This is a genomic window from Blastopirellula sp. SH421 (assembly GCF_057808535.1).
The window spans coordinates 1,816,543-1,836,689 of the sequence record NZ_CM173712.1 but is presented as its reverse complement, the minus strand read 5'-3'; the positions used below and the strand labels follow the sequence as shown (position 1 = coordinate 1,836,689).

Sequence of the window (20,147 nt, the reverse complement as noted above, 5' to 3'; positions counted from 1 at the left end):
AAGCGAGGGAAATGCGTTTGGCGATTCCCAGCCGGTTTAAAATGGCGATCCGCATTTCCCTCGCTTGCGCTTCGGGCTATGAAGAGACTTAAATCTGGAAGTTGACTTCTTCGGAGATTTCTTCGGGCGGGGTTTCGCTGCGGAGGCGAAGTCGCGGTTTTTCGAGCAGGACCGTGGTGTGCGGTTCGATGCTGCGAGTCAGCCAGACGCTGGATGCGATCACCGAGTTATGTCCAACGACTGTCCGTCCGCCCAGGACCGTAGCGTTGGCGTAGATCACCACATGATCTTCGATCGTGGGATGACGCTTCATGCCGCGGACCAGATTGCCGTCCGAGTCGGTATCAAATGAAAGCGCCCCAAGAGTCACCCCTTGGTAGAGCTTGACATGCTCGCCGATCTCACAGGTCTGACCAATTACAACGCCGGTGCCGTGATCGATAAAGAAGTAGTTGCCGATCGTCGCGCCAGGGTGGATGTCGATCCCCGTTTGCTTGTGGGCCCATTCGGTCATCATGCGAGGAATAAACGGAACGCCGAGCGTGTAAAGCTCATGCGCGATCCGAAAGACGGAGACTGCTTCGAGACCGGGGTAGCAAAAGATCACTTCATCCAAACTACGGCAGGACGGATCGCCATCGTAAGCGGCTTGGACGTCGGTCGATAGTTGATCGCGTAGCTTCGGCAGACGATTGAGAAACTCAATCGCCATCGTCTGACCTTTGGCTTCGTAGTCAGTCGTCTCGTTGGGGTCGCACTCGCCCCGCTCTTTCTTCAGCCGTTCGTCGTGCTGCAAAGCACGTGCGATCTGCGTTGTTAGCTTGTCATGCAGCCCGTCAATGATGTCGCCTACATGGTAGGTGATGTTCCCCATGTGCAGGCCTTCGCGACGACGATAGCCGGGGTAGATGATTTCTTTCAGGTCTTCCAGCGCCGAGATGATGATCTCGTAGTTGGGCAACGGGCAATGCCCCAGATGGTTGATTGTGCCAATCTTCTTGTACGTCGCGACGATTCGGTCGGTCAGTGAAGGAAGGTCTTCTTTAAGTCGGGTGTCAGAGGCCATGGCTGCGTTTCCTGTGTCGGCGAGAGAGCGTTGTGGGCAGTGACGTACGCGACCGAGAACATCCCGGCCATCGAAGGCGTTTAGCTCAAACAACAACAGCGACAACAGAAACCATGCAAAGCGGGGCACATAATGACGTACCAAATAATGGGAAAACGGGGCAGGTTCGCCGGCCGGACAGTTACGCTATCTTACGCGATTTATCTTACGCCTAGCGGTTATGCAAGACAAAGGGGCGCATTATTATTCGACTTTCTACGTTAGCGAAGTTTAACCCGATTTACGACGTCCAGCCGTCGGTGCTGGCATTGCCGGCGGCTGGAGGATTGGATGTCGGCCGCGAAACATGGTTACGAGTCGTCCTCCTCGACTTGTCCTGACTGACGCAGGATCGTCTCTTGCAGGCTCGGCGGAGCGGCGTCGTAATGGCTAAATCGCATGTTGTATGACCCTTGCCCGCCGGTCATGCTCGACAGCGTTCTCGCGTACGTCATGACCTCGGACAGCGGCGCAGTAGCGCTAACCGTCTGGTAGCCAGGACTTGCATTCTGGGCGCCCATGACCTGACCCCGGCGGGTCGACAGGTCGCTGTAAACGTCCCCAATACACGCTTCGGGGACGGTGATCTCCAAATCCGCCATCGGTTCTAGCAGCACCGGATGGGCCAGTTTAAAGACGTCTCGTAATACCTTCGAGCCGGCGATTTTGAACGCCGTCTCCGAACTGTCGACTGGATGGAACTTTCCAAAATAAACTTCGACACACAGGTTTTGTATTTGGCAGCCGGCCAAAACTCCTTGGTTCAGCCGCTCCAGAAAACCCTTCTCAATCGCCGGCATATAGTTACCTGGGATCGCGCCTCCCACCACAGAATCAATCCACAGAAAGTTAAATTCCGGATGATAGTGCCGATGCTTCATATGAGGAAAACGGGCCTTGGTGGCGAACTGGTCGAGATCGGTTCCGCGGGGCAACGGAAACATCCGGATATGGACTTCGGCAAATTGACCGCGACCGCCGGTTTGTTTCTTGTGTCGAAACGAACCGCTCGCTTCTCGCATGATCGTTTCACGATACGGAATCTTCGGCTCGTGCGTTTCGATCTCGACATGATCGCGCCGGGCGAGTCGCTCTTGCAGCAGACACAAATGCAAGTCGCTCATTCCGCGCAGCACCACTTCGTGCGTTTGCGAATCATGCTCCACTCGGACCGTCGGATCTTCTTCGATCAGTTTATGCAGCGCCGCCGCTAACTTGGTTTCGTCGTTGCGACTTTTCGGCCGAATCGCGACGCCGACCATTGGTTCGGGGAAATCGATCTCGGGCAGCTTTAAGTCCCCTTCGTTCACGCCGGTATGGAGTTCGTCGATCTTGGCGACGGCCACAATATCGCCGGGCTGCGCTGTGTCGACCGGGCGGAGTTCAGCGCCCTGCACTTCGAGTAACTGTCCGATCTTCACACCTTTGCGACTGCCGTTGTTCAGGTGGATCGTGTCGTCTTTGTGCAGCGTGCCGTTATAGACCCGAATGTAGGAGAGTTTCTGCACAAACGGATCGATCCGAGTTTTGAACACCTGCGCGGCCAGCGGTCCATCAGGATCGCCGGTCAACTCGACAGGCTCACCATGGGGGCCAAGCGCATTGCGATGCATCAGCGACGGAGGAACGGAGCAGATTACCAACGCGTCCAGCAGTTCGGCGAAGCCGACGCCAGACTTGATCGAGCAGCTAACGACCGGAACCAACGCACCGGCTGCGACAGCGCGAGGAATCAAATCGGCCAACTCGGCCCGACTTGGCACTTCGCCGTCGAAGTATCGCTCCATCCAGGCTTCATCCGCTTCAATCGCCGCTTCGATCAGTTGTTCCTGAAACGGGTGAGGATCAACCAACGCGCCGCTGGTGTCGGCGGCGTCATCCATCACGCCGATGACGCGATCAAAGTGGCCGCTGGTGGCGCAGGGAACGTTGAAGGGGATGCACTGCGAACCGAACGTTTGCCGGATCGAGTCGAGCAAGGAGGGATAATCGACGTTATCGAGATCGAGCTTGTTAACGACGATAATTCTTCCCAGCCCGGCGCGCTGGGCCTCGGCAAAGACGCGGCGCGTGTTGACAGCAATGCCGGCATGTGCGTCGATCACAATGACAGCGGTATCGGCGCCGTGGATGGCCGAGATGGCTTGACCAATAAAGTCAGGATAGCCGGGGGCGTCGATACAGTTAAAGCGAACCCCGCGATGGCGAAAGTGAGCGAGCGCTGCATCGACCGAATAGTGATGCAGTTTTTCTTCAGGCTCAAAGTCGGTGACGCTGGTGCCGTCTTCAACACGATGGCGGCCTTCGACTTCGTGAGTCGTTTCAAGAATGCGGTCGATCAGGCTCGTTTTACCAGACGAGCCATGACCGCATAACACAATATCGCGGACACTTGCTTCAAGACGGGTAGACATACCAAGACTCCTTAATCAGGGGTGGAGGACTTGGCGAGTCGCAGATCGCCGCTGCGGTCAAAAACTCGCCACGGTCGGCCTGGGAATGCTGCGTCTAGTTATTGGTGCGGCGGTTGTGTTGCTCCTTGATTTACGTCGCTTGGGAAACAATCATTGACGTAACGTTCCTCGGCTATAAAAAGGCTGCTCGCGCTGCATCAACGGCAGCCGAGACAGTCATTTTTCCTTCGTAAAGCGTTCTTCCGACGATCGCGCCATCCAGGCCTGCGGTCGCCAATTGGGTGACATCGTCAACCGTCGTTACTCCGCCAGAAGCGATGACCGGAAAGCGAATCGACGCTTTCATCTCGGCCATCGCTGCAACATTGGGACCGGCCATCATGCCGTCGGTCGCAATGTCCGTATAAATCACTGCCGCAATCGGCAGGTGTTCGTACTTTTGCGCCAGTGCGATTGCTGACATGTTGCTTGTTTCGAGCCAACCATCCGTTGCCGCCAAGCCGTCGCGAGCATCAATCCCCAGCGCCAATTTGCCAGGGTAACGCAGGCACATCTCTTCAAACCATTCAGGCTGGCTGACCGCTTTGCTACCGATCACCAAGCGGGCCATGCCGAGATCAAGCAACGTTTGAATGGTCGCTTCGTCTCGAATCCCTCCGCCCAACTCGCACGGAATTTGGACCGCCTTCAAGATCGCAGCCACTGCCGAACGATTGCTAACCTGACCTTCTTTGGCGCCATCCAGGTCGACCAGATGCAGACACTCGGCCCCTTGATCGGCCCAGCGCTGGGCCATCTCGGCCGGGTCATCGCCAAAGACAGTTTCTCGGTTGTAATCGCCTTGTTGCAGGCGAACGCACTTTCCGCCGCGAAGATCAATGGCGGGCCAAATCTGCATATCGTCAATGCTTTCTACATCAAAGCTATCGGAAAAGATCCACGCGAATCCTGTTACGGCTTCGCTACCTCAAATATCCCACACAAAACCGGCAGCGACAAGTATTTGCCACCTAGCTTGGCGCCGCAGGATTCCACTCAGCAAAGTTCTTTAAGACTTGCAGCCCGCTGGTCTGGCTTTTCTCGGGATGGAACTGCGTCGCGACCAGATTATCACGCCAGATCGCCGCACAAAAAGGCTGGTCGTAGGTTGCTTCGATCGCGACCACCGCTTCGTCGTTGGGCACGACATAGTAGGAGTGGACGAAATAGAAGTGAGTCTGCTCTTCGATCCCGGCAAAGATCGGCGGCTTGTGACGGAACGATATCTGGTTCCAACCCATGTGGGGGACCTTTAACTCAGGCGGAACCGCAAACCGGACCACTTTGCCTGGAATGATTCCCAGCCCTTCATGTTCCCCCCCCTCATAACCAACATCAAACAACATCTGCAGTCCGAGACAAATCCCCAGCATCGGCTTGCCGGCGGCGATGTGATCTTGGATCGGGCCAACCAGATCGCGGCGGCGGATTTCGGCGATCGCATCTTCAAACGCACCAACGCCGGGCAGGATCAAGTGATCGGCCTGGGCGATTTCGCGGGCATCGCTGCTAATGACCGCTTGGTGACCAACCTTTTCGATTGCTTTCTGCACGCTGCGCAGGTTGCCCATCTGGTAGTCAATAATCGTGATCATCGCGGCTCGCTGCTGAATACGCCTGAAACGGACGGGTCACGCCAAACAGACGCGCCAACGCACGAAAAGTTCGGCAACCGAAGGGTCCATTGTAGTTAGAAAGGGCCCGAATCGTCAGGCGCCAAAATCCCAGCCTTACGAGCCGGCAGCTTCGGGATAGATGACGATGTCGATGCGGCGATTGCGGGCCTGACCTGCCGGAGTCGCGTTCGATACAACCGGGTGATTGCCGCCGTGACCAACCACAAACATGCGATTAGCCGGAACTTGCCCGCGGGCAACTAGTTGATCGAAGGTCGCCTGGGCCATGCTGGCCGAAAGTTGATGCTGCGATGCAAACGGCGGCGACGCAGGCTGATTGTCGGTGTGCCCTTCAACGCCGATTAAATTGCGGGGGAACTGCTGACGAATCGTGTTGGCGACTTGATCCAGCGTTCCATAAGCGTTTTGGTGCAGCGTATTGGTGCCGGTCATAAAGACCTGGTCGGCCGGGATTTCAATGCGAATCAGATCTCCATCGACGCGGGCCTGGGCGCCAGAGATTTGAATCTGCGTTACGCTCTGTTGCAGACTGTTGTTGGGAGTGATGATCGCGCCGCCGCGCTGGCGAGTCGACGCCAAGAGGGTAGTGTTCTCTTGCTTGGCCGAAGCAATCTGCTGCTGGGCTTGCGATAGCTGATCGCCGGCGTCATGCAGTTGCTTTTTCAACAGGCCAACTTCGTCTTGCAAGATTTTGGCTTGTTGCTGCGACTGCGCGATTTGCGCGTGCAGATCTTGATTGTTAGCGTCCAACCCCGAGGCTCGACGTTGGAACTCGGCGATTTGAGCTTGCTGTTGCTGCTGAGCGGTCAATGCCTGTTCACGCAGCGCGGCGTCACCGGAGCATCCGGCGGCTAATGCGATCAACAGTATGGCGGCGACAAAGCGGAACATCGTGTCGGCAAATCGGGTTCGAAACTTGAGACAATCTGGCCAGTGGGGCGGATCGTAGCAAGCGTGCTTTATGCCGGCAAGGTCGTTTCGTGCGGTGCTAGCATTTTCCGCCGATTAGCAGTCCGATATTCGCCGTAGAAACGCTTAATGAAATTGCGTCCCGGCAGATGCTCGCAGTGAGGTTCCCAGCCGCTTCGCTTTAAATTTCGCGCTGAGATCTGCGGATTTGAGACGTCGGTCACAATCGCCGCAGCATGCCGCAGTCGCGCGACTTCGTCCAAAGTCTCCAGAGCACGCCGAAAGGTGCGCCAGGTCGTTTGTTTGCCTGAGATCACATAGACCAGTGACAAAAAACCGGGCGCTGTCAGCGGAGCATTGTAGTAGAGCCAGCAGCAATCTCCCCGGCTGCTTTGATGAACGTACCGCCCGAGGGTCGCGATCTCTAGCCGAGAAATCAGCTTCGGCCAGGGTCGAAAATGAATTGCCGCCAACTCTGACTGCCGCGCAACGATCACCCCATACCGACGGGCGCGCACCACATCGGCGTTCTCGGTCAGATTGGTGATTGTTTCCCAGGGAAGGCGCAGCATTAGACAGTTCTCCTGCCAAAGGATAGCTTGCAAAAGTGCGCACGAGGGAAGATTTTTCGCATCCGCGTAGGGTCCGCTGTCTGTTCAGAGCGGCCCCTACGAAGACTACGAATCGCGAAACAACACGCGTTCTTTGAAGATCTGCCAAGGCCACAGGATCATCCCCACGGCAACCGGCAGCGCGAGAAAGATTACCGGCAGGATCCAACCCAAAACCAATAGCGGCGAGTATTGCTGCCAAAAGCTGGGCCAACACAAAAAGACAAATAACGTTCCAAAGCAAAGATAAGGACCAAACGCCAGCGCAACATCACCGGTCGCCAGCCAGCGCACAACGGCAAACAGACACGCAATCATCGGCGCCAGAAAAAAGATCGCGATCGCCGGCTGCCAACCAACATAGGCGCCGATCATAAACATCAGCGTAACGTCGCCAAAGCCCATTGCCTCGCGCCCGAGCGCCGCGCCGGCAAAGATCCGGACCAGCCAGATCAGCGCTCCGGCAAACGCCATCCCGACCAACGATGAGAGCAAACCTTGCCAAGAGTTTCCGCCTGCGGCGATCCACCAGACTGCCGTAATCGCGATCAGGCCCACCGCCAAGAGACCTAGATAAAACGGCGTCAGTGCGTAGCGGCGAATACTGCCGACAAAAAAATCGCAGGCTCGCTTCCACCCTTTTCGGAACCAGATCAGCTTAGGAATGATGGCCAGCCACCAGCCGAGATAGAGAGCCAATCCGATCACTAACCCTGCGACTCCATTCAAAGAGTCAGGCCATGGCTCGGCGCCGGTAGTTAGTCGCAAAAATGACGCTTCGATGACCCCATTAAAGTTCACCGGCACATAAGTAACCGGCGGATCGGGAACCGTCAGCAGTGACATCGGCAGCACAGCGGCGAAGCTCAAACCGAGCAAAAATCCGGGGATGGTGATCTCATCCGGAATCAGGCGTTCGTCAAAGTCAATGAATGTCGCGACCGCCATCAAACAGATCAACACCATGTGGCTGGCGAACGTCGCATGCAACGTCAGTTGCAATGCGGATACTGGAGTCATCACGATTTCCGGAACAAGCTCGCCGCTGACTACCAGCCAATAATAGTAGGGTGTGAAGAGCGCGAAAAATAGCTCGATCAACAGCGGGCGAATCCAGTAGTACCCGCCGTGCAGGGGAACCTCGCGACTGAGCGACAGCCAGCCGAAGATCGGCAGGCGATCGAACCATGACCGAGGAGGCGCCTTGTCAGGTTTCGGCGTCCAGGGATCGATGTTCGCGGGCCGAAAGCGCAAGCGATAAATCGCCCGATTAAGTTGGCCGCCGACGATCGCTCCGATCATCAGCAAAAGCAACATCCGCAGTTCAATCGAGAGTGCGAGCCAGGCGTTCAATTCAGCGTTATCCTTGCGGCTTAAGACGCCGACTCGATCAAAGGTGCGAAAAACTGATAGATCTCGCGGGCTACTTCTTCCGGAGTCTGGTGCTGCGTATCGACAATCACATCCGCCGTGTCTCGATATAAGGGCTCACGAACTTGCAGCAGTTGCGTAATCTCTTCCCGCGGTGTTGCTGTAGTAAGACGGGGTCGCTGTGCTGAACTGGCCGCATCGGCCAAGATGCGAGCCATGATTGTTTCGACATCGGCGGTCAACCAAACCGTGTAGCTGTTGGCCTGAATTGCGGCCCGATTTTCTGGTCGCAAAATGGCGCCGCCACCGAGCGCGATCACTTGCTCATCGCGCTGCATCAAGTCCGTGATCACGGCAGTCTCAAGCTCTCGAAACGCCGGCTCACCTTCAACGGCAAAAATCTCGGCGATGGTTCGCCCTGCTCGCTGTTGTAGCTCAACATCCGCGTCGACGACCGGCCAAGCCAAACGTTCGCCCAGCAGTCGGGCGACATGCGACTTGCCTACGCCGCGATATCCAATCAGGGCCAGATTCATCCGCTAACTCGCTTTCACAGCACCAGTGATTTTCTTCAGCGTGTCACGCATCAAATCTCGTGAGGGCTCAACGCCGGTAAACAACTGGTATTGCAGCGCCGCTTGGCGCACGAACATGTCGACGCCGGTTACGACGCGACATTCGCGCTGCCGCGCCTCTTTGATCAGCAGCGTTTGCTCAGGATTGTAAACCGTATCAAAGACAACGGTTCCGGCTCGCAGGCGCAGCTTGTCGATCGGCGATTCATTGACATTCGGGTGCATCCCAACGGGAGTGCCGTTGATCAAGATATCGACTTTCTCCAAACCGCGATCTTCCCATGACACGGCCCGGCATCCTAACCCCTTGGCGAGATCGGAAGCGTTTTCATCAGTTCGGCTGGTGATGATCACGTCGACGCCGCGGTTCTTTAACCCCCAAGCGATCGCTTTGGCGACTCCGCCTGATCCCAGCACCAAGGCTGATTTGTTTTCAAACGGGTTGGCGACATCACTCGGAAACGCAGTCGCCAGACTGGCCAACGCGGCATCGCAATCTGAGTTGTAACCCGAAGGCCCCCCTTCATCGAACAAGATTGTGTTGGCGGCGCCGATACCGGTGACGGCGGAGTTGGGCTTTTTGATTAAACGCACAATCGTCTCTTTGTGCGGGATCGTCACGCTTAGCCCTTTGATCCCCAGTTCTGGGCAATCTTCTTGAATGAACGAAGCGAGATGCTCACGCGGTACGCGAAACGGCAGGTAGCAACGATTGGCGCCTTGCTCACGGAAGCAAGCGTTGTGCAACTGCGGGCTGAGGCTATGCCCAATCGGATCGGCGATTACGCCATAGAATTCGGTGTCGGCGTTGATCTGCTCATAGCCATACACTTCGCGCAGTTGCTGGAAACCAATCTGACCCGGCGCGAGCGTTCGTTCGTTGGAGTAGGTTGAGTAGGTGATCGGCACGCCGTACTTGGCGCCCAGGATGCGCGTAGGCGTTCCCATGTCTCCCATACAAAGCGCGATGGTCGGCACGTCATTTCGCTGCGCGAGTCGCAGCATGCGAATGTTGTCGTGCGGCGAGTTGGCCATCGTTGCAAGCTTCACGATATCGGGATCGAGCTTGCACATCCGCTCATGGATCTCTTCGATATCAGCAGGCGTTTCTCGAAAATTGTGGTAGCTGATAATTCGCTTGGTCGTACCGTATCGCGGAATACTAGCGGCGATGTCTTCTTCGATATCCACATAATCGGCGCCGGCGACGATCGCCGTTCGCAACACCATTTGACGTTCCGTTTCCATGCCGGCCCAGCGACCGCCATCTTGCTCGCGCCGACAAGTGACCAGCACGGGACCAGGCCGATCAGTCAACAAGCGTTTCAGCTTGATCGTGCCGTTGATGTAGTCGAGACGGAGTTCGACCAGCTTGACGCCCAGCTCCACCAGATGGCGATGCTCGGCGATAACATGTTTGTGACGGCCGCGGCCGATACTGACGCAGATCATAGAGGGAGAAGTACCAACTGATTTTTGGAGGGGCTGTTCCACCGGCATTTGTCGAATCCTCTATCTTGGCTTGGGCTGGCGATTGAATCAAATCCTCTCAAAACGCCGGTCCAGCTCTTCTTTCGTAAAAACCAGGGATGTGGGGCGCCCGTGCGGGCAATGATGAGCATCTTGGCACAAGTGCCGAAGTTCTAACAAAGCGTCGATTTCTTCGGCAGAAAGTCGGTCGCCCGCCTTAATCGCTGCTTTGCAAGACATCATATGTAGCAGTTCGTCCAGTAAATCGCGCCGATCTGGTCGTTTTCCGTCGCCTACCAGATGATCGATGATTTCTCGCAAGGTTTCACTTGGTTTGCGGCGGTCGAGAATCGCAGGATAACTGCTGATCAGAATGGTGTCCCCCCCAAACGATTCAACCTGAAACCCAAGTTGAGCCAACGGCTCTTGAGCTTGCATCACCGCTGAGTACTCGGAGGGGGACAAGTGCATGGTTTCTGGGGCAAGCAGGTTTTGCGTTTCCAGTCGACCGGCGAGCGCTTTCTCCCGAAATTCTTCGTAGAGGATCCGTTCGTGCAGCGCATGCTGATCGATTACCACCATCCCCTCTGGAGTCTCGGTCACCAAGTAGCGGCGATGCAGTTGCAGTGCTCGACCCGGCGTGGGTTGCGGCGGAGTCTCATGCGCAGCATCCAAGCGAGCTGGCTGATTGGGCGAAACAACATGGCCGTTGCGTTGCAACGAGCCAACGGCCAGCGCGTCACGATCAAAGCGACTTAACTCAAGCGGCGGATGACGCTGCGAGCGGAAATCAAGGTCAAGCGTTTCTTGCACGCTGCGTCGGTCACGCAGCGCTTCATCATCGGCCGGCAATTGTCCCTTGGCCCACGCGACTAGTTCTTCGCGCATTCGCGCAGCAGTTTCGACATCTTGCCCGTTGATGTTGCCGCCGCCGCTCGACGCGCCATGCAGGTCTTCACTGTCGACCGGCTTGTAGGTCGCCGTCAAATCGGTCGACAAGAACTTGGTTCGCAACGTCCCCAACAACTGGCTGTAGATGCGGCCGCTGTCTTGAAAGCGAACTTCTAACTTGGTCGGGTGAACGTTGACGTCGACCATCTCTGGCGGCATTTGCAAGCGGAGGAACGCGATCGGATAACGCCCGGTCAGCAGTAATCCGCGGTAGGCTTCTGACAACGCATGTTGCAGCGCTCGATCGCGAATATGACGACCGTTTAAAAACAAGAATTGCATCTTGTTGTTGCCGCGATTGAACTTCGGATCGGCGACATAGCCAGAAAGGCGAATCGTATCGTCCGCGTTATCAATCGGAATCAGATGCGTTGCAATTTCGTCGCCAAAGAATGCCGCCAAACGCTCGCGCCAATTGTCGCTGGGCGGCAGATCATAAATCTGACGCGCCCCATGCTTGAGCGTGAAGTGAACCTGCGGAAACGCCAGCGCGATGCGGGTAAACGCTTCGCTCAAATGCCCGAACTCGGTCTGCGTTGTCCGCAAAAACTTCTTCCGGACCGGCGTATTAAAGAAGAGATTGCGGACTTCAATCGTCGTGCCAACCGCAGCGCCGCACGGGGTCACTTCGACCAACTGACCGCCGTTGATGTACATCTCGGCGGCTGAATCGGATTCTGGAATGCGACTGCGCAGCCGGAATTGGCTGACTTCGGCGATAGACGCTAACGCTTCGCCCCGAAATCCCAGCGTCCCCACATGAAACAGATCGTCGGCATCGATAATCTTGCTAGTCGCATGCGAAGCGACCGACAACGCCAACTGGTCTTCGGCGATGCCGCAACCGTTGTCGGTGATGCGTACTAGTTCAGAACCGCCGTGCTCGATCGTAACGTCAACGCGCGTGGCGCCGGCATCGACCGAGTTTTCCATCAGTTCTTTGACAACGCTCGCCGGACGTTCGATCACTTCGCCGGCGGCGATTTTGTTGACCACGCTGGTCGGCAGTTGGCGTATTGTCGGCATCCGAGCCTCCTGCGACTAGTTATCGCCGCGAAGATTGTATTCTTTGATTTTACGATACAGCGTCCGCTCGCCGATCTGCAATATTTTGGCCGCTTCTTCGCGATTTTGATTGGTGAACTTTAAAGTCTCCGAGATAAACCGCTTCTCGATTTCGTTCATCGGTTGCCCGACCAAGTCAAGCAAACCAGTCTGCCCATCGGCGCCAATTAACGAGGTTGACGATCCCGACGAAGGGGGCGGCAGCGCGACGGGGTGAATCACATAGTCGGCTTCGTCCATCAATTCTTCGGGCAAATCATCAATCCCTAGCACGCCGTCTAAGTCAAGCACGACCATGCTCTCGACCAGATTCCGCAGCTGACGCACATTACCGGGCCAATCGAACTGGTAGAAACGTTTGACGACCGCCTTATCGATCCCCTTCACCGCTTTGCCATGCCGTTTGGCGAACTGCCGACGGAAATGATCCATCAACGGGATGATATCATCACGGCGTTCGCGGAGCGGCGGAACCATCACGGTGACAATCCGCAGTCGATAATACAAGTCGCTACGGAAGGCGCCTCGGCTGATGGCTTCTTCGAGATTGCAGTTGGTCGCTGACAGCAGGCGGACATTGATCTTGATCGGCTTGTTCTCGCCGACCCGGGTGATCTCGCCGGACTCCAACACGCGAAGCAGTTTGACCTGCGTCGCCATCGGCATGTCGCCGACTTCGTCCATAAACAGCGTGCCGCCGTTGGCGTATTCAAACCGGCCGACCCGCTCGGTCGCGGCGTCGGTATAGGCGCCTTTCGCATGGCCAAACAGTTCGCTCTCTAGCAAATGTTCGCTTAATTCAGCACAGTTGAGCGGCACAAACGGCTTGTGTTTGCGAGGACTGTTCTGATGGATTGCCTGGGCGACTAGTTCCTTACCGACGCCGGTTTCGCCTTGGATCAAAATGCTGGCGTCGGTCGGTGAAATTCGCTTCAAGCGATCGATCACATGCCCCATACGTGCGTCAGCGAAGATCAAGCCTTCATAGCCAAATCGCTCATCCAGACGCTGCAGAAGGTCCGTATTGGTTTGCCGCAATTGGACCGTCTCGACGGCGCGACTGACGGCGGCTCGCAGCTTATCCGGAGTAAGCGGCTTTTCCAAAAAATTGAACGCTCCCTGCTGCATCGCTTCGACTGCGATGGTGATCGTTCCGTGCCCTGTGACTACGATCACCTCACAGCCGGGTAGATTGCGCTTCGCCGACTTCAGAACGCCGATCCCGTCAACCTCATTCATCACCAGATCGGTAATGACGATCTCAAAATCATCCCGCTCGATCCGCTCGATCCCATCGGGCCCGCTGGTCGCAATGGTGCAGGGATAACCGACACGCTCCAAGCTCTCGCACATCGTCAGCGCATGAGCTTTATCGTTATCGACAATCAAGATCCGATACGCTCCGTAATTGATCGGCGCGATGTCGGTAGCTTCGGACTTGGGGTGCTCTCCAGTCATATCGTTTAATTTAACGGAATCACGCGAAACTCACTAGAACCATCCCCTCGACTCTTAGCCGCCGATTCGGGCCGGCTTCGGAAATTCTAGGGTAAACTTTGTCCCCCGATCCAATTCGCTCTGCACGTCAATCCGGGCATGATGCGCGTCGATGATCTTCCGCGCCAGAGGTAGCCCGAGTCCGGAGCCCCCGTCTTTGGTTGAGTAGAACGCGTCAAACATATGCAACGCCGTTTCTTCGTTCATGCCGCAACCGTTATCGATGAAGCCGAGGGCGACCCCATGTCGCGTCTCCTGCGTCCGCACCATTAACGTGCCGCCGTCGGGCATTGCCTGGATCGCATTGATGACCAGGTTCAGCAGAGCCGAATAGAGAGTCTCCGCGTCCAGATTGATGCTCGGCAGGTCGGCGTCGAGAAACCGGACAATCTCAATCCCTTGCTTGGCAGCCTGAGCGGCGACAAAGTCAAGCACTCGATCGACTTGCTCGTTCAAACTGCCGGGCAATAGATTCAATTGCCGCAGACGCGCAAACCGCAAAAAGTCATCGAGCAGATTTTGCAGTCGCATGCACTGATCTTGCACGATCTTCGTTTTTTGCAGTGCGCGACGTTCGGCCGACGTTTGCGGCGGATCGAGCTCTTCTGCGAGCAGATCCATGTTCATCCGAATGACCGAGAGCGGGTTCTTAATCTCGTGCGCCAGCGATCCGGCCAACTGCGCGATCTCGTTGTATTGCTCGAGCAGTCGCTGATTGATCGTCTGATTTTCTGCGGAAGAAGAGTCGCCGGTCATCGATCCCAACTCTGCAAAAGTACTCTAGCGACAAAAACGCCCGGCGACGCAATCGCGAAGCCGGGCGAGTAATGTTGGGCGGAAAGCTAACGCATTCCGCTTAGATTCTCAACAAGCGAGACCAGGACTAGTCTTCACGACGTCCGCGTCCACCGCCACCGCTGCGACCACCACGGCCGCCGCGATCACCGCCGCGTCCTCCGCGATCTCCGCCGCGACCACCGCCATCGCTGCCCGAGCCAGCGGGCTGCGCTTCGCCATCGCTTTCGCCGGCAGGTGCGTTGATCGCTTTGTGGCTCAGCTTGACACGATCATGCTCGTCGACAAGCAAGACCTTGACCTTCAGCATGTCGCCAACTTTGACGACGTCATTGACGTTGCCAACGTATTCGTTCGACAGTTCGCTGATATGGCACAAGCCGTCACGACCCGGCAAGATTTCGACAAACGCGCCGAAGTCTTTGACGCTGGTGACGCGACCTTCATAGATCTTGCCAACTTCGACTTCGCCGGTGATCGCTTGAACGCGAGCCAACGCCGCTTCGGCCCATTCCAGCGTCGAGCTGGCGACCAACACGGTGCCGTCTTCTTGAACGTCGATCGTCGCGCCGGTTTCTTCCTGAATCCCGCGGATCGTCTTGCCGCCGGGACCGATCAGCAGACCGATCTTTTCGGGGTTGATCTTGGTGCTCAGCAAACGCGGAGCCCAGATCGACGGCTCATCTTTCGGCGCCGAGATCGTGGTCAGCATCGTACGGAGGATTTCGATCCGAGCGTCACGCGATTGTTCGAGCGTCGCTTTGATGATTTCGGCGCTGATGCCAGCGATCTTCAGGTCGAGCTGGATACCGGTGATGCCGTTTTGGGTACCGGCGATCTTGAAGTCCATATCGCCAAAGTGATCTTCGTCACCCAGGATGTCGGTCAGCAAGATGAAATCGTTGCCTTCTTTCACCAGACCAACCGAAATACCGGCGACCGGATTGCTGATCGGCACGCCGGCCGCCATCAAACCCAGCGTCGCCGCACAAACGCTGGCCATCGAGCTCGAACCATTCGATTCGAGAATGTCCGAGATCACGCGGATCGTGTAGGGGAACTCTTCGGCACTCGGCAGAACCGGCTTCACGCTCCGTTCAGCCAAGGCGCCGTGCCCGATCTCGCGACGACCCGGGCCTCGAATCGGACGGCATTCGCCAACCGAGAAGGAGGGGAAGTTGTAATCGAGCATGAACTTCTTGGCGTATTCTTCCTGCAGCCCATCGACCCGTTGTTCGTCGCGTGACGTACCCAGGGTGATCGTGACCAGCGATTGAGTTTCGCCACGCTGGAAGATCGCCGAGCCATGAACGCGCGGCAGCACATCCACTTTACATTCGATCGCACGCAACGTTTTGCCATCACGACCATCGGGACGCGTGCCGGAGAGGATTAAATCGCGAACGACTCGTTCATCCAGATCGTGCCAGGCTTCTTTGAATTCAGCGTCGGTGATCGCTCCATCCGCACTCGGATCGGGGATCATTTCGGCTTTGACCCGTTCTTTTAGGGCGCTGACCGCTTCGGCGCGATTTTGCTTGCCAGAGGTCTGCTTGGCCGACTTGAAATCGTTGTAGTAACGATCGACCAGAGGCTGATAAGCCGGGTTCGGAGCTGCAGCTTCGTATACCGACTTCTTGGCGCCAGCCTTTTCGAGGAACTCAATCTGCATATCGCAGATCTGGCGAATGTAGTCATGGCAAGTCTCGATCGCTTTCAGCATGACATCTTCAGGCATCTCGCGAGAGAAGCCTTCGATCATGAGAACCGATTCTTTGTTACCCGAAATGATTAGGTCGAGATCGCTCTCTTCCAACTCTTCGTGCGTCGGGAAGACAACAAACTCGTTGTTGATATGGGCCAAACGAACGGCCGCCACCGGGCCATCAAACGGCATGCTCGACAAACCAAGCGCAGCCGAAGCGCCGTTCATCGCCAGCACGTCGCCATCATTTTGACGATCGCTGGAGAGCACATTGGCCATCACTTGAACTTCATCGCGAAACCCCTTGGGGAAGAGGGGACGGATCGGACGATCCATCAGGCGACAAGTCAAAATTTCTTTGGTCGTCGGTCGGCCTTCACGCTTGATGAAACCGCCTGGGAACTTGCCGGCCGCCGCAGTACGCTCGCGATAGTCGCAAGTCAGCGGGAAGAAGTCAGTGCCGGGACGAGAAGGGCCGGTTGCTGCGGCCGTCAAAACTACTGTATCACCGTATTGCGTTAAACAGGCGCCTGCCGCTTGTTTTGCTAAGTACCCCGTCTCAAAAGAGAGGGTCAGTTTACCAATCTGCTTTTCAACTCGGATAATTTCCACTTTCCGTTTCCTAACAATACATTGCGATCCCCGCGGCGCACTATCCGCTCGGTCAACAGAGAAGAACGACCTTGGGCGACGAGAATCATATTCCAAAAATGCTTTATCTATACCTACGAATTAAACCGCGGCGCGCCGTCAGACCATCGACATCTAGCTAGTTCTGTCGAGCAATCAACAGACGGTCCATCCTCTCGTGACATCGACATACATTCACGACGTCCGAACCATCCATACGCGCATTTTCGCCGGGCAAGCAGACCAGTGCTGCGCCCTGGCGAAGAGGAAAATATTGACAAGACCAGGCCGTCTCGTCGGGCAAGCAGATGACTACTTGCGGATATTGAGCTGCGCCAGCAGTTCCAAGTACTTTTCTGGATCGTGTCGTTTCACATAATCCAGCAAACGACGACGGCGACTGACCATCATCAACAGGCCGCGACGCGTCGAGTAATCGTGCTTGTGGGTCCGCATGTGCTCGGTCAGATTGTTGATCCGAGTCGTCAACACCGCGACTTGAACTTCAGGCGATCCAGTATCTTCGCCCGCGCGCTGGAAACCCTGAATAACCTCTAACTTCTTTTCTTTCGTGATCGACATCGGTTGCGACTATTTCCGTAGCTTGGCCAACACGAGCGTCTATCCCGGTCAACTCGACCAACACCTCTCCAAACAACTGGGAGGCCGGGACAGGCAACACGCACTTCCGGTCTATTTACGCCGACTGTGTGTGGATAAGCCCGTTAATGTAGCAGTCTTAGCACCGTTTGCAACCGTAGATAGCGGCGCCTGCACATTTGTCACTGCCTGAAAACTCACAAATCTCCTATACACCTACACTTACAGCAAGGCTAGCCCTTATAGGGGGACACTATCGCAGCAGTGGGCGTTACCCGTACCGTGACCGCTCCGTTGTCAGCGGTATGAAAAACTTGGAAGTTCCTATCGACCGATTTCTCGATCGTTCTCTGCCGGTCACTCATAGAGCCGCTCACAACCACAATCTCGGGGGTCGACCAGGCCAGAAATCGCTCCGGATCACTTCCAGCGCTCCCATGGTGCGGGGCCATGACCACGTCACAATCAATCGGCTCTTCCCTGAGCACCCCTTCCATTCCCGGCGTTTCCAAGTCGCCCGGCAACAGAATCCGCCGCCCGAACGCTTCGACCAGCATTACCAAGCTATTTGCGTTGTCGCTTCCTAACACGCCGCGGGCTGTCGGGTGCAACACGGTCACGCTCACCTCTTGCCCAACCCCCAAACGATCGCCGGCCTTGAGCGTCTCCAACGGAATACCGGCCGCTGCAATCGAACTGCGCAAATAGCGCAATCCCTCTGACTCGCGGTCGAACATTACCGGCGAGACATAAACGCGGCCGACCGAAAATCGCTCTAGCAATCCTGGCACACCGTTGTAATGGTCGCCGTCTGCATGCGAGACAACGATCGCGTCTAGATGCGTCACCCCACGTGACCAGAGCAGGGACGAAACCGATTCGGTCGCACGATGCGGCGAACCCAGCCGGCCGCAGTCGTACAACAGATTTGATCCATCCGGAAACTCTATCAAGACCGAGGTTCCATGCCCCACGGAAACAAACGTGCAGCGCAGCTCTTGCTTGACCGCCGAGTCAGAGAACGTCAGCGCAGCGAACAGACCAATCGCACACCATCCCCCCATCATCGCGCCGCCGCGAATCAACGGCCAACCAAACTGCCGCACGGCAATTGCCGCTACCGCCAGCAGCAGATACCAGCCGCATGTCCACCACAGCGCAGGCCCGGCTACCCAAAATCGCCCCCCCGGCAGTGCATCCGCCGAACTAACGCCAACCGCGAGCCAATGCAAACTGCCATCACACAGCAGCGCCGCCGGCCCAGCCAACCAGCTTGAAAAGGGGGCAAGCACACAAACCGCCAAGCCTGACGCCAGCGCGACCGAGGTGACCAACATCAGCGGCGGAGAGTACAACAGGGCCGCCGGTGAAATGAGATGAAACTGCGCCGCAATCAGCGGCAGCGCCACCAACCAGATCGCCAAACCAGCAAGATACGCGCCGCCGATTGCCTGCATCCCGCGACGCATCGCTTGCACATGCCACGGGCGACTTTCGGCAATCAAACGTTGCAGCGGATCGGCGATTCGCCAAACTAATAGCGGCGCCTGCCAAATCAACACGGCGACCGCCAAAAACGATAGTTGCGGCCCAACGCGAAATAAGTCGGCCGGATTCAACCCAACCACCACAATCAACGCAGCGGCCAATGTATTCCAGGGCAAGACGCGACGCTCGGTCAACATCCCCAACGCAAACACAACCACCAAAACGGTAGCGCGCACCACCGGCGGTCGCATATCGACCAGCAACATATAGCTAACGGCGAAGGCAATCACCGCCGCAGCAATCGCTGGCGGAGAGAACATACAAAGCCGCAAAACTCCATAGACCACCCCGACAAGCACTCCCAAATGCAAGCCGGAGATCGCCAACAAATGGACGAGTCCCGTCTGCACAAATTCTTCGGATAGGCGGCGATCGACCTCGGCCCGATTTCCCAACAGCAACGCGTCCGCCAGGGGAGCCGCTTGCGGCGAAAGCTGCTCCGCCAAGCTCCGCGACACATAGCGTCTGACCTCGGCCAGCAGACTCCAAAGTGCGAACTGCGGCTTACCTTGGCTTTCGACACATTCGGCGAACCCTGTACGGAGCGAGACCAGAATGCGATCAGCGCGCGTGTGAGCAGCGAAGTCAAACTCACCTGGATTGGCGGGCGAGTCGATTCGAGTCGCCTGACAAAAGACGCGAACGTGCTCCCCTGCCCTGATGTTCAGATTCTCGGCTTGGACTACCAGCGACGCTTTGCCGACAGCCGGCGTCCAGCCACGCCCTGACCGAATCGCCGTGATCTGCAGCGGCAGACGAACGGCGCCTTCTTGTTCAAAGTTTTGCAGCGGACTCCGCGGCGCCGGCGGCTGAGCGATGGGATAGTCGAGCGCAAGAGCTTCGATCGCAATCGGCTGCGACGCTGCTCCCACACTGAACGCGATGTCATGCGCCGCAAAGCGATCCCAGGCAGCGTCATGCAGTCGAGCTCCCAGCGCCGCGACCGCCAACATCACGATCCAAGAGCCTGCGACCTCCCAGCGTTTTCGCCAGCAAAGCAGCCAACCAGCCAGCGCCGTCGCCAAAATCACGATTGGCAAGAATAGGCCGACGTTCAGAAAGCGATCCACGATCATCCCTGCGCACAGCGCCGCCGCGATCAACACCAGCGGTTGATTCACAACGTTACGGCGATTGGATGCGGGATTCTCTGGCGGTTCCACACGAACGTCCGATAGCCGATTGGCGAAACGGAATCGTTCAATATTACCGCGAAAGGAGGCCC

Annotated in this window: 15 protein-coding genes; all 15 read right to left on the bottom strand. The window is 56.7% G+C overall.

The annotated features are described in order from the left end of the window. Positions 1-88: 88 nt before the first annotated feature. Positions 89-1,066, bottom strand: coding sequence for a serine O-acetyltransferase (locus SH421x_RS07550; RefSeq protein WP_488854807.1), 978 nt, complete (start codon positions 1,064-1,066; stop codon positions 89-91). A 350-nt stretch (positions 1,067-1,416) separates the two neighbouring features. Next, positions 1,417-3,519 carry an elongation factor G gene (locus SH421x_RS07545; RefSeq protein ID WP_488854806.1) on the bottom strand — a complete coding sequence of 701 codons (2,103 nt, stop codon included), beginning with the start codon at positions 3,517-3,519 and terminating at the stop codon, positions 1,417-1,419. Between the two features lie 172 nt (positions 3,520-3,691). Then, positions 3,692-4,417: a 1-(5-phosphoribosyl)-5-[(5-phosphoribosylamino)methylideneamino]imidazole-4-carboxamide isomerase gene (gene hisA, locus SH421x_RS07540; protein WP_488854805.1), complete on the bottom strand. Its 726-nt coding sequence runs from the start codon at positions 4,415-4,417 to the stop codon at positions 3,692-3,694. A gap of 112 nt (positions 4,418-4,529) precedes the next feature. Then, a complete protein-coding gene (gene hisH / locus SH421x_RS07535) occupies positions 4,530-5,153 on the bottom strand; it encodes an imidazole glycerol phosphate synthase subunit HisH (RefSeq protein ID WP_488854804.1) in 624 nt (207 codons plus the stop codon). 135 nt (positions 5,154-5,288) lie between these two features. After that, complete coding sequence (locus tag SH421x_RS07530) at positions 5,289-6,086, bottom strand: OmpA/MotB family protein (RefSeq protein WP_488854803.1); 798 nt, start codon at positions 6,084-6,086, stop codon at positions 5,289-5,291. Positions 6,087-6,154: 68 nt separating this feature from the next. After that, entirely contained in the window at positions 6,155-6,676 is a 522-nt protein-coding gene (locus SH421x_RS07525; RefSeq protein WP_488854802.1) for a hypothetical protein, read from the bottom strand. Positions 6,677-6,781: 105 nt separating this feature from the next. Then, complete coding sequence (locus SH421x_RS07520; protein WP_488854801.1) at positions 6,782-8,068, bottom strand: prepilin peptidase; 1,287 nt, start codon at positions 8,066-8,068, stop codon at positions 6,782-6,784. Between the two features lie 20 nt (positions 8,069-8,088). Next, a complete protein-coding gene (locus SH421x_RS07515; protein ID WP_488854800.1) occupies positions 8,089-8,622 on the bottom strand; it encodes a shikimate kinase in 534 nt (177 codons plus the stop codon). A gap of 3 nt (positions 8,623-8,625) precedes the next feature. Beyond that, the gene (aroE, locus tag SH421x_RS07510; protein ID WP_488854799.1) at positions 8,626-10,161 is read right to left on the bottom strand and encodes a shikimate dehydrogenase; all 1,536 of its coding nucleotides are present in this window, start codon (positions 10,159-10,161) and stop codon (positions 8,626-8,628) included. Positions 10,162-10,200: 39 nt separating this feature from the next. Further along, the gene (gene mutL / locus SH421x_RS07505) at positions 10,201-12,108 is read right to left on the bottom strand and encodes a DNA mismatch repair endonuclease MutL (protein WP_488854798.1); all 1,908 of its coding nucleotides are present in this window, start codon (positions 12,106-12,108) and stop codon (positions 10,201-10,203) included. Positions 12,109-12,123: 15 nt separating this feature from the next. Continuing rightward, entirely contained in the window at positions 12,124-13,605 is a 1,482-nt protein-coding gene (locus SH421x_RS07500) for a sigma-54-dependent transcriptional regulator (protein WP_488854797.1), read from the bottom strand. Positions 13,606-13,659: 54 nt separating this feature from the next. After that, on the bottom strand, positions 13,660-14,400 hold the full coding sequence (locus SH421x_RS07495; RefSeq protein ID WP_488854796.1) for a two-component system sensor histidine kinase NtrB: 741 nt from the start codon (positions 14,398-14,400) through the stop codon (positions 13,660-13,662). Positions 14,401-14,527: 127 nt separating this feature from the next. Further along, positions 14,528-16,756, bottom strand: coding sequence for a polyribonucleotide nucleotidyltransferase (gene pnp / locus SH421x_RS07490; protein ID WP_488854795.1), 2,229 nt, complete (start codon positions 16,754-16,756; stop codon positions 14,528-14,530). Between the two features lie 330 nt (positions 16,757-17,086). Next, positions 17,087-17,356 carry a 30S ribosomal protein S15 gene (gene rpsO / locus SH421x_RS07485; RefSeq protein ID WP_488854794.1) on the bottom strand — a complete coding sequence of 90 codons (270 nt, stop codon included), beginning with the start codon at positions 17,354-17,356 and terminating at the stop codon, positions 17,087-17,089. 251 nt (positions 17,357-17,607) lie between these two features. Then, positions 17,608-20,085 carry a ComEC/Rec2 family competence protein gene (locus SH421x_RS07480; protein WP_488854793.1) on the bottom strand — a complete coding sequence of 826 codons (2,478 nt, stop codon included), beginning with the start codon at positions 20,083-20,085 and terminating at the stop codon, positions 17,608-17,610. Positions 20,086-20,147 lie beyond the last annotated feature (62 nt).

Coding starts and splice junctions, on each gene's coding strand:
- SH421x_RS07550 (WP_488854807.1), bottom strand. CDS start 1,066: ATGGCCTCTGACACCCGACTTAAAGAAGACCTTCCTTCACTGACCGAC.
- SH421x_RS07545 (WP_488854806.1), bottom strand. CDS start 3,519: ATGTCTACCCGTCTTGAAGCAAGTGTCCGCGATATTGTGTTATGCGGT.
- hisA (WP_488854805.1), bottom strand. CDS start 4,417: ATGCAGATTTGGCCCGCCATTGATCTTCGCGGCGGAAAGTGCGTTCGC.
- hisH (WP_488854804.1), bottom strand. CDS start 5,153: ATGATCACGATTATTGACTACCAGATGGGCAACCTGCGCAGCGTGCAG.
- SH421x_RS07530 (WP_488854803.1), bottom strand. CDS start 6,086: ATGTTCCGCTTTGTCGCCGCCATACTGTTGATCGCATTAGCCGCCGGA.
- SH421x_RS07525 (WP_488854802.1), bottom strand. CDS start 6,676: ATGCTGCGCCTTCCCTGGGAAACAATCACCAATCTGACCGAGAACGCC.
- SH421x_RS07515 (WP_488854800.1), bottom strand. CDS start 8,622: ATGAATCTGGCCCTGATTGGATATCGCGGCGTAGGCAAGTCGCATGTC.
- aroE (WP_488854799.1), bottom strand. CDS start 10,161: ATGCCGGTGGAACAGCCCCTCCAAAAATCAGTTGGTACTTCTCCCTCT.
- mutL (WP_488854798.1), bottom strand. CDS start 12,108: ATGCCGACAATACGCCAACTGCCGACCAGCGTGGTCAACAAAATCGCC.
- SH421x_RS07500 (WP_488854797.1), bottom strand. CDS start 13,605: ATGACTGGAGAGCACCCCAAGTCCGAAGCTACCGACATCGCGCCGATC.
- SH421x_RS07495 (WP_488854796.1), bottom strand. CDS start 14,400: ATGACCGGCGACTCTTCTTCCGCAGAAAATCAGACGATCAATCAGCGA.
- rpsO (WP_488854794.1), bottom strand. CDS start 17,356: ATGTCGATCACGAAAGAAAAGAAGTTAGAGGTTATTCAGGGTTTCCAG.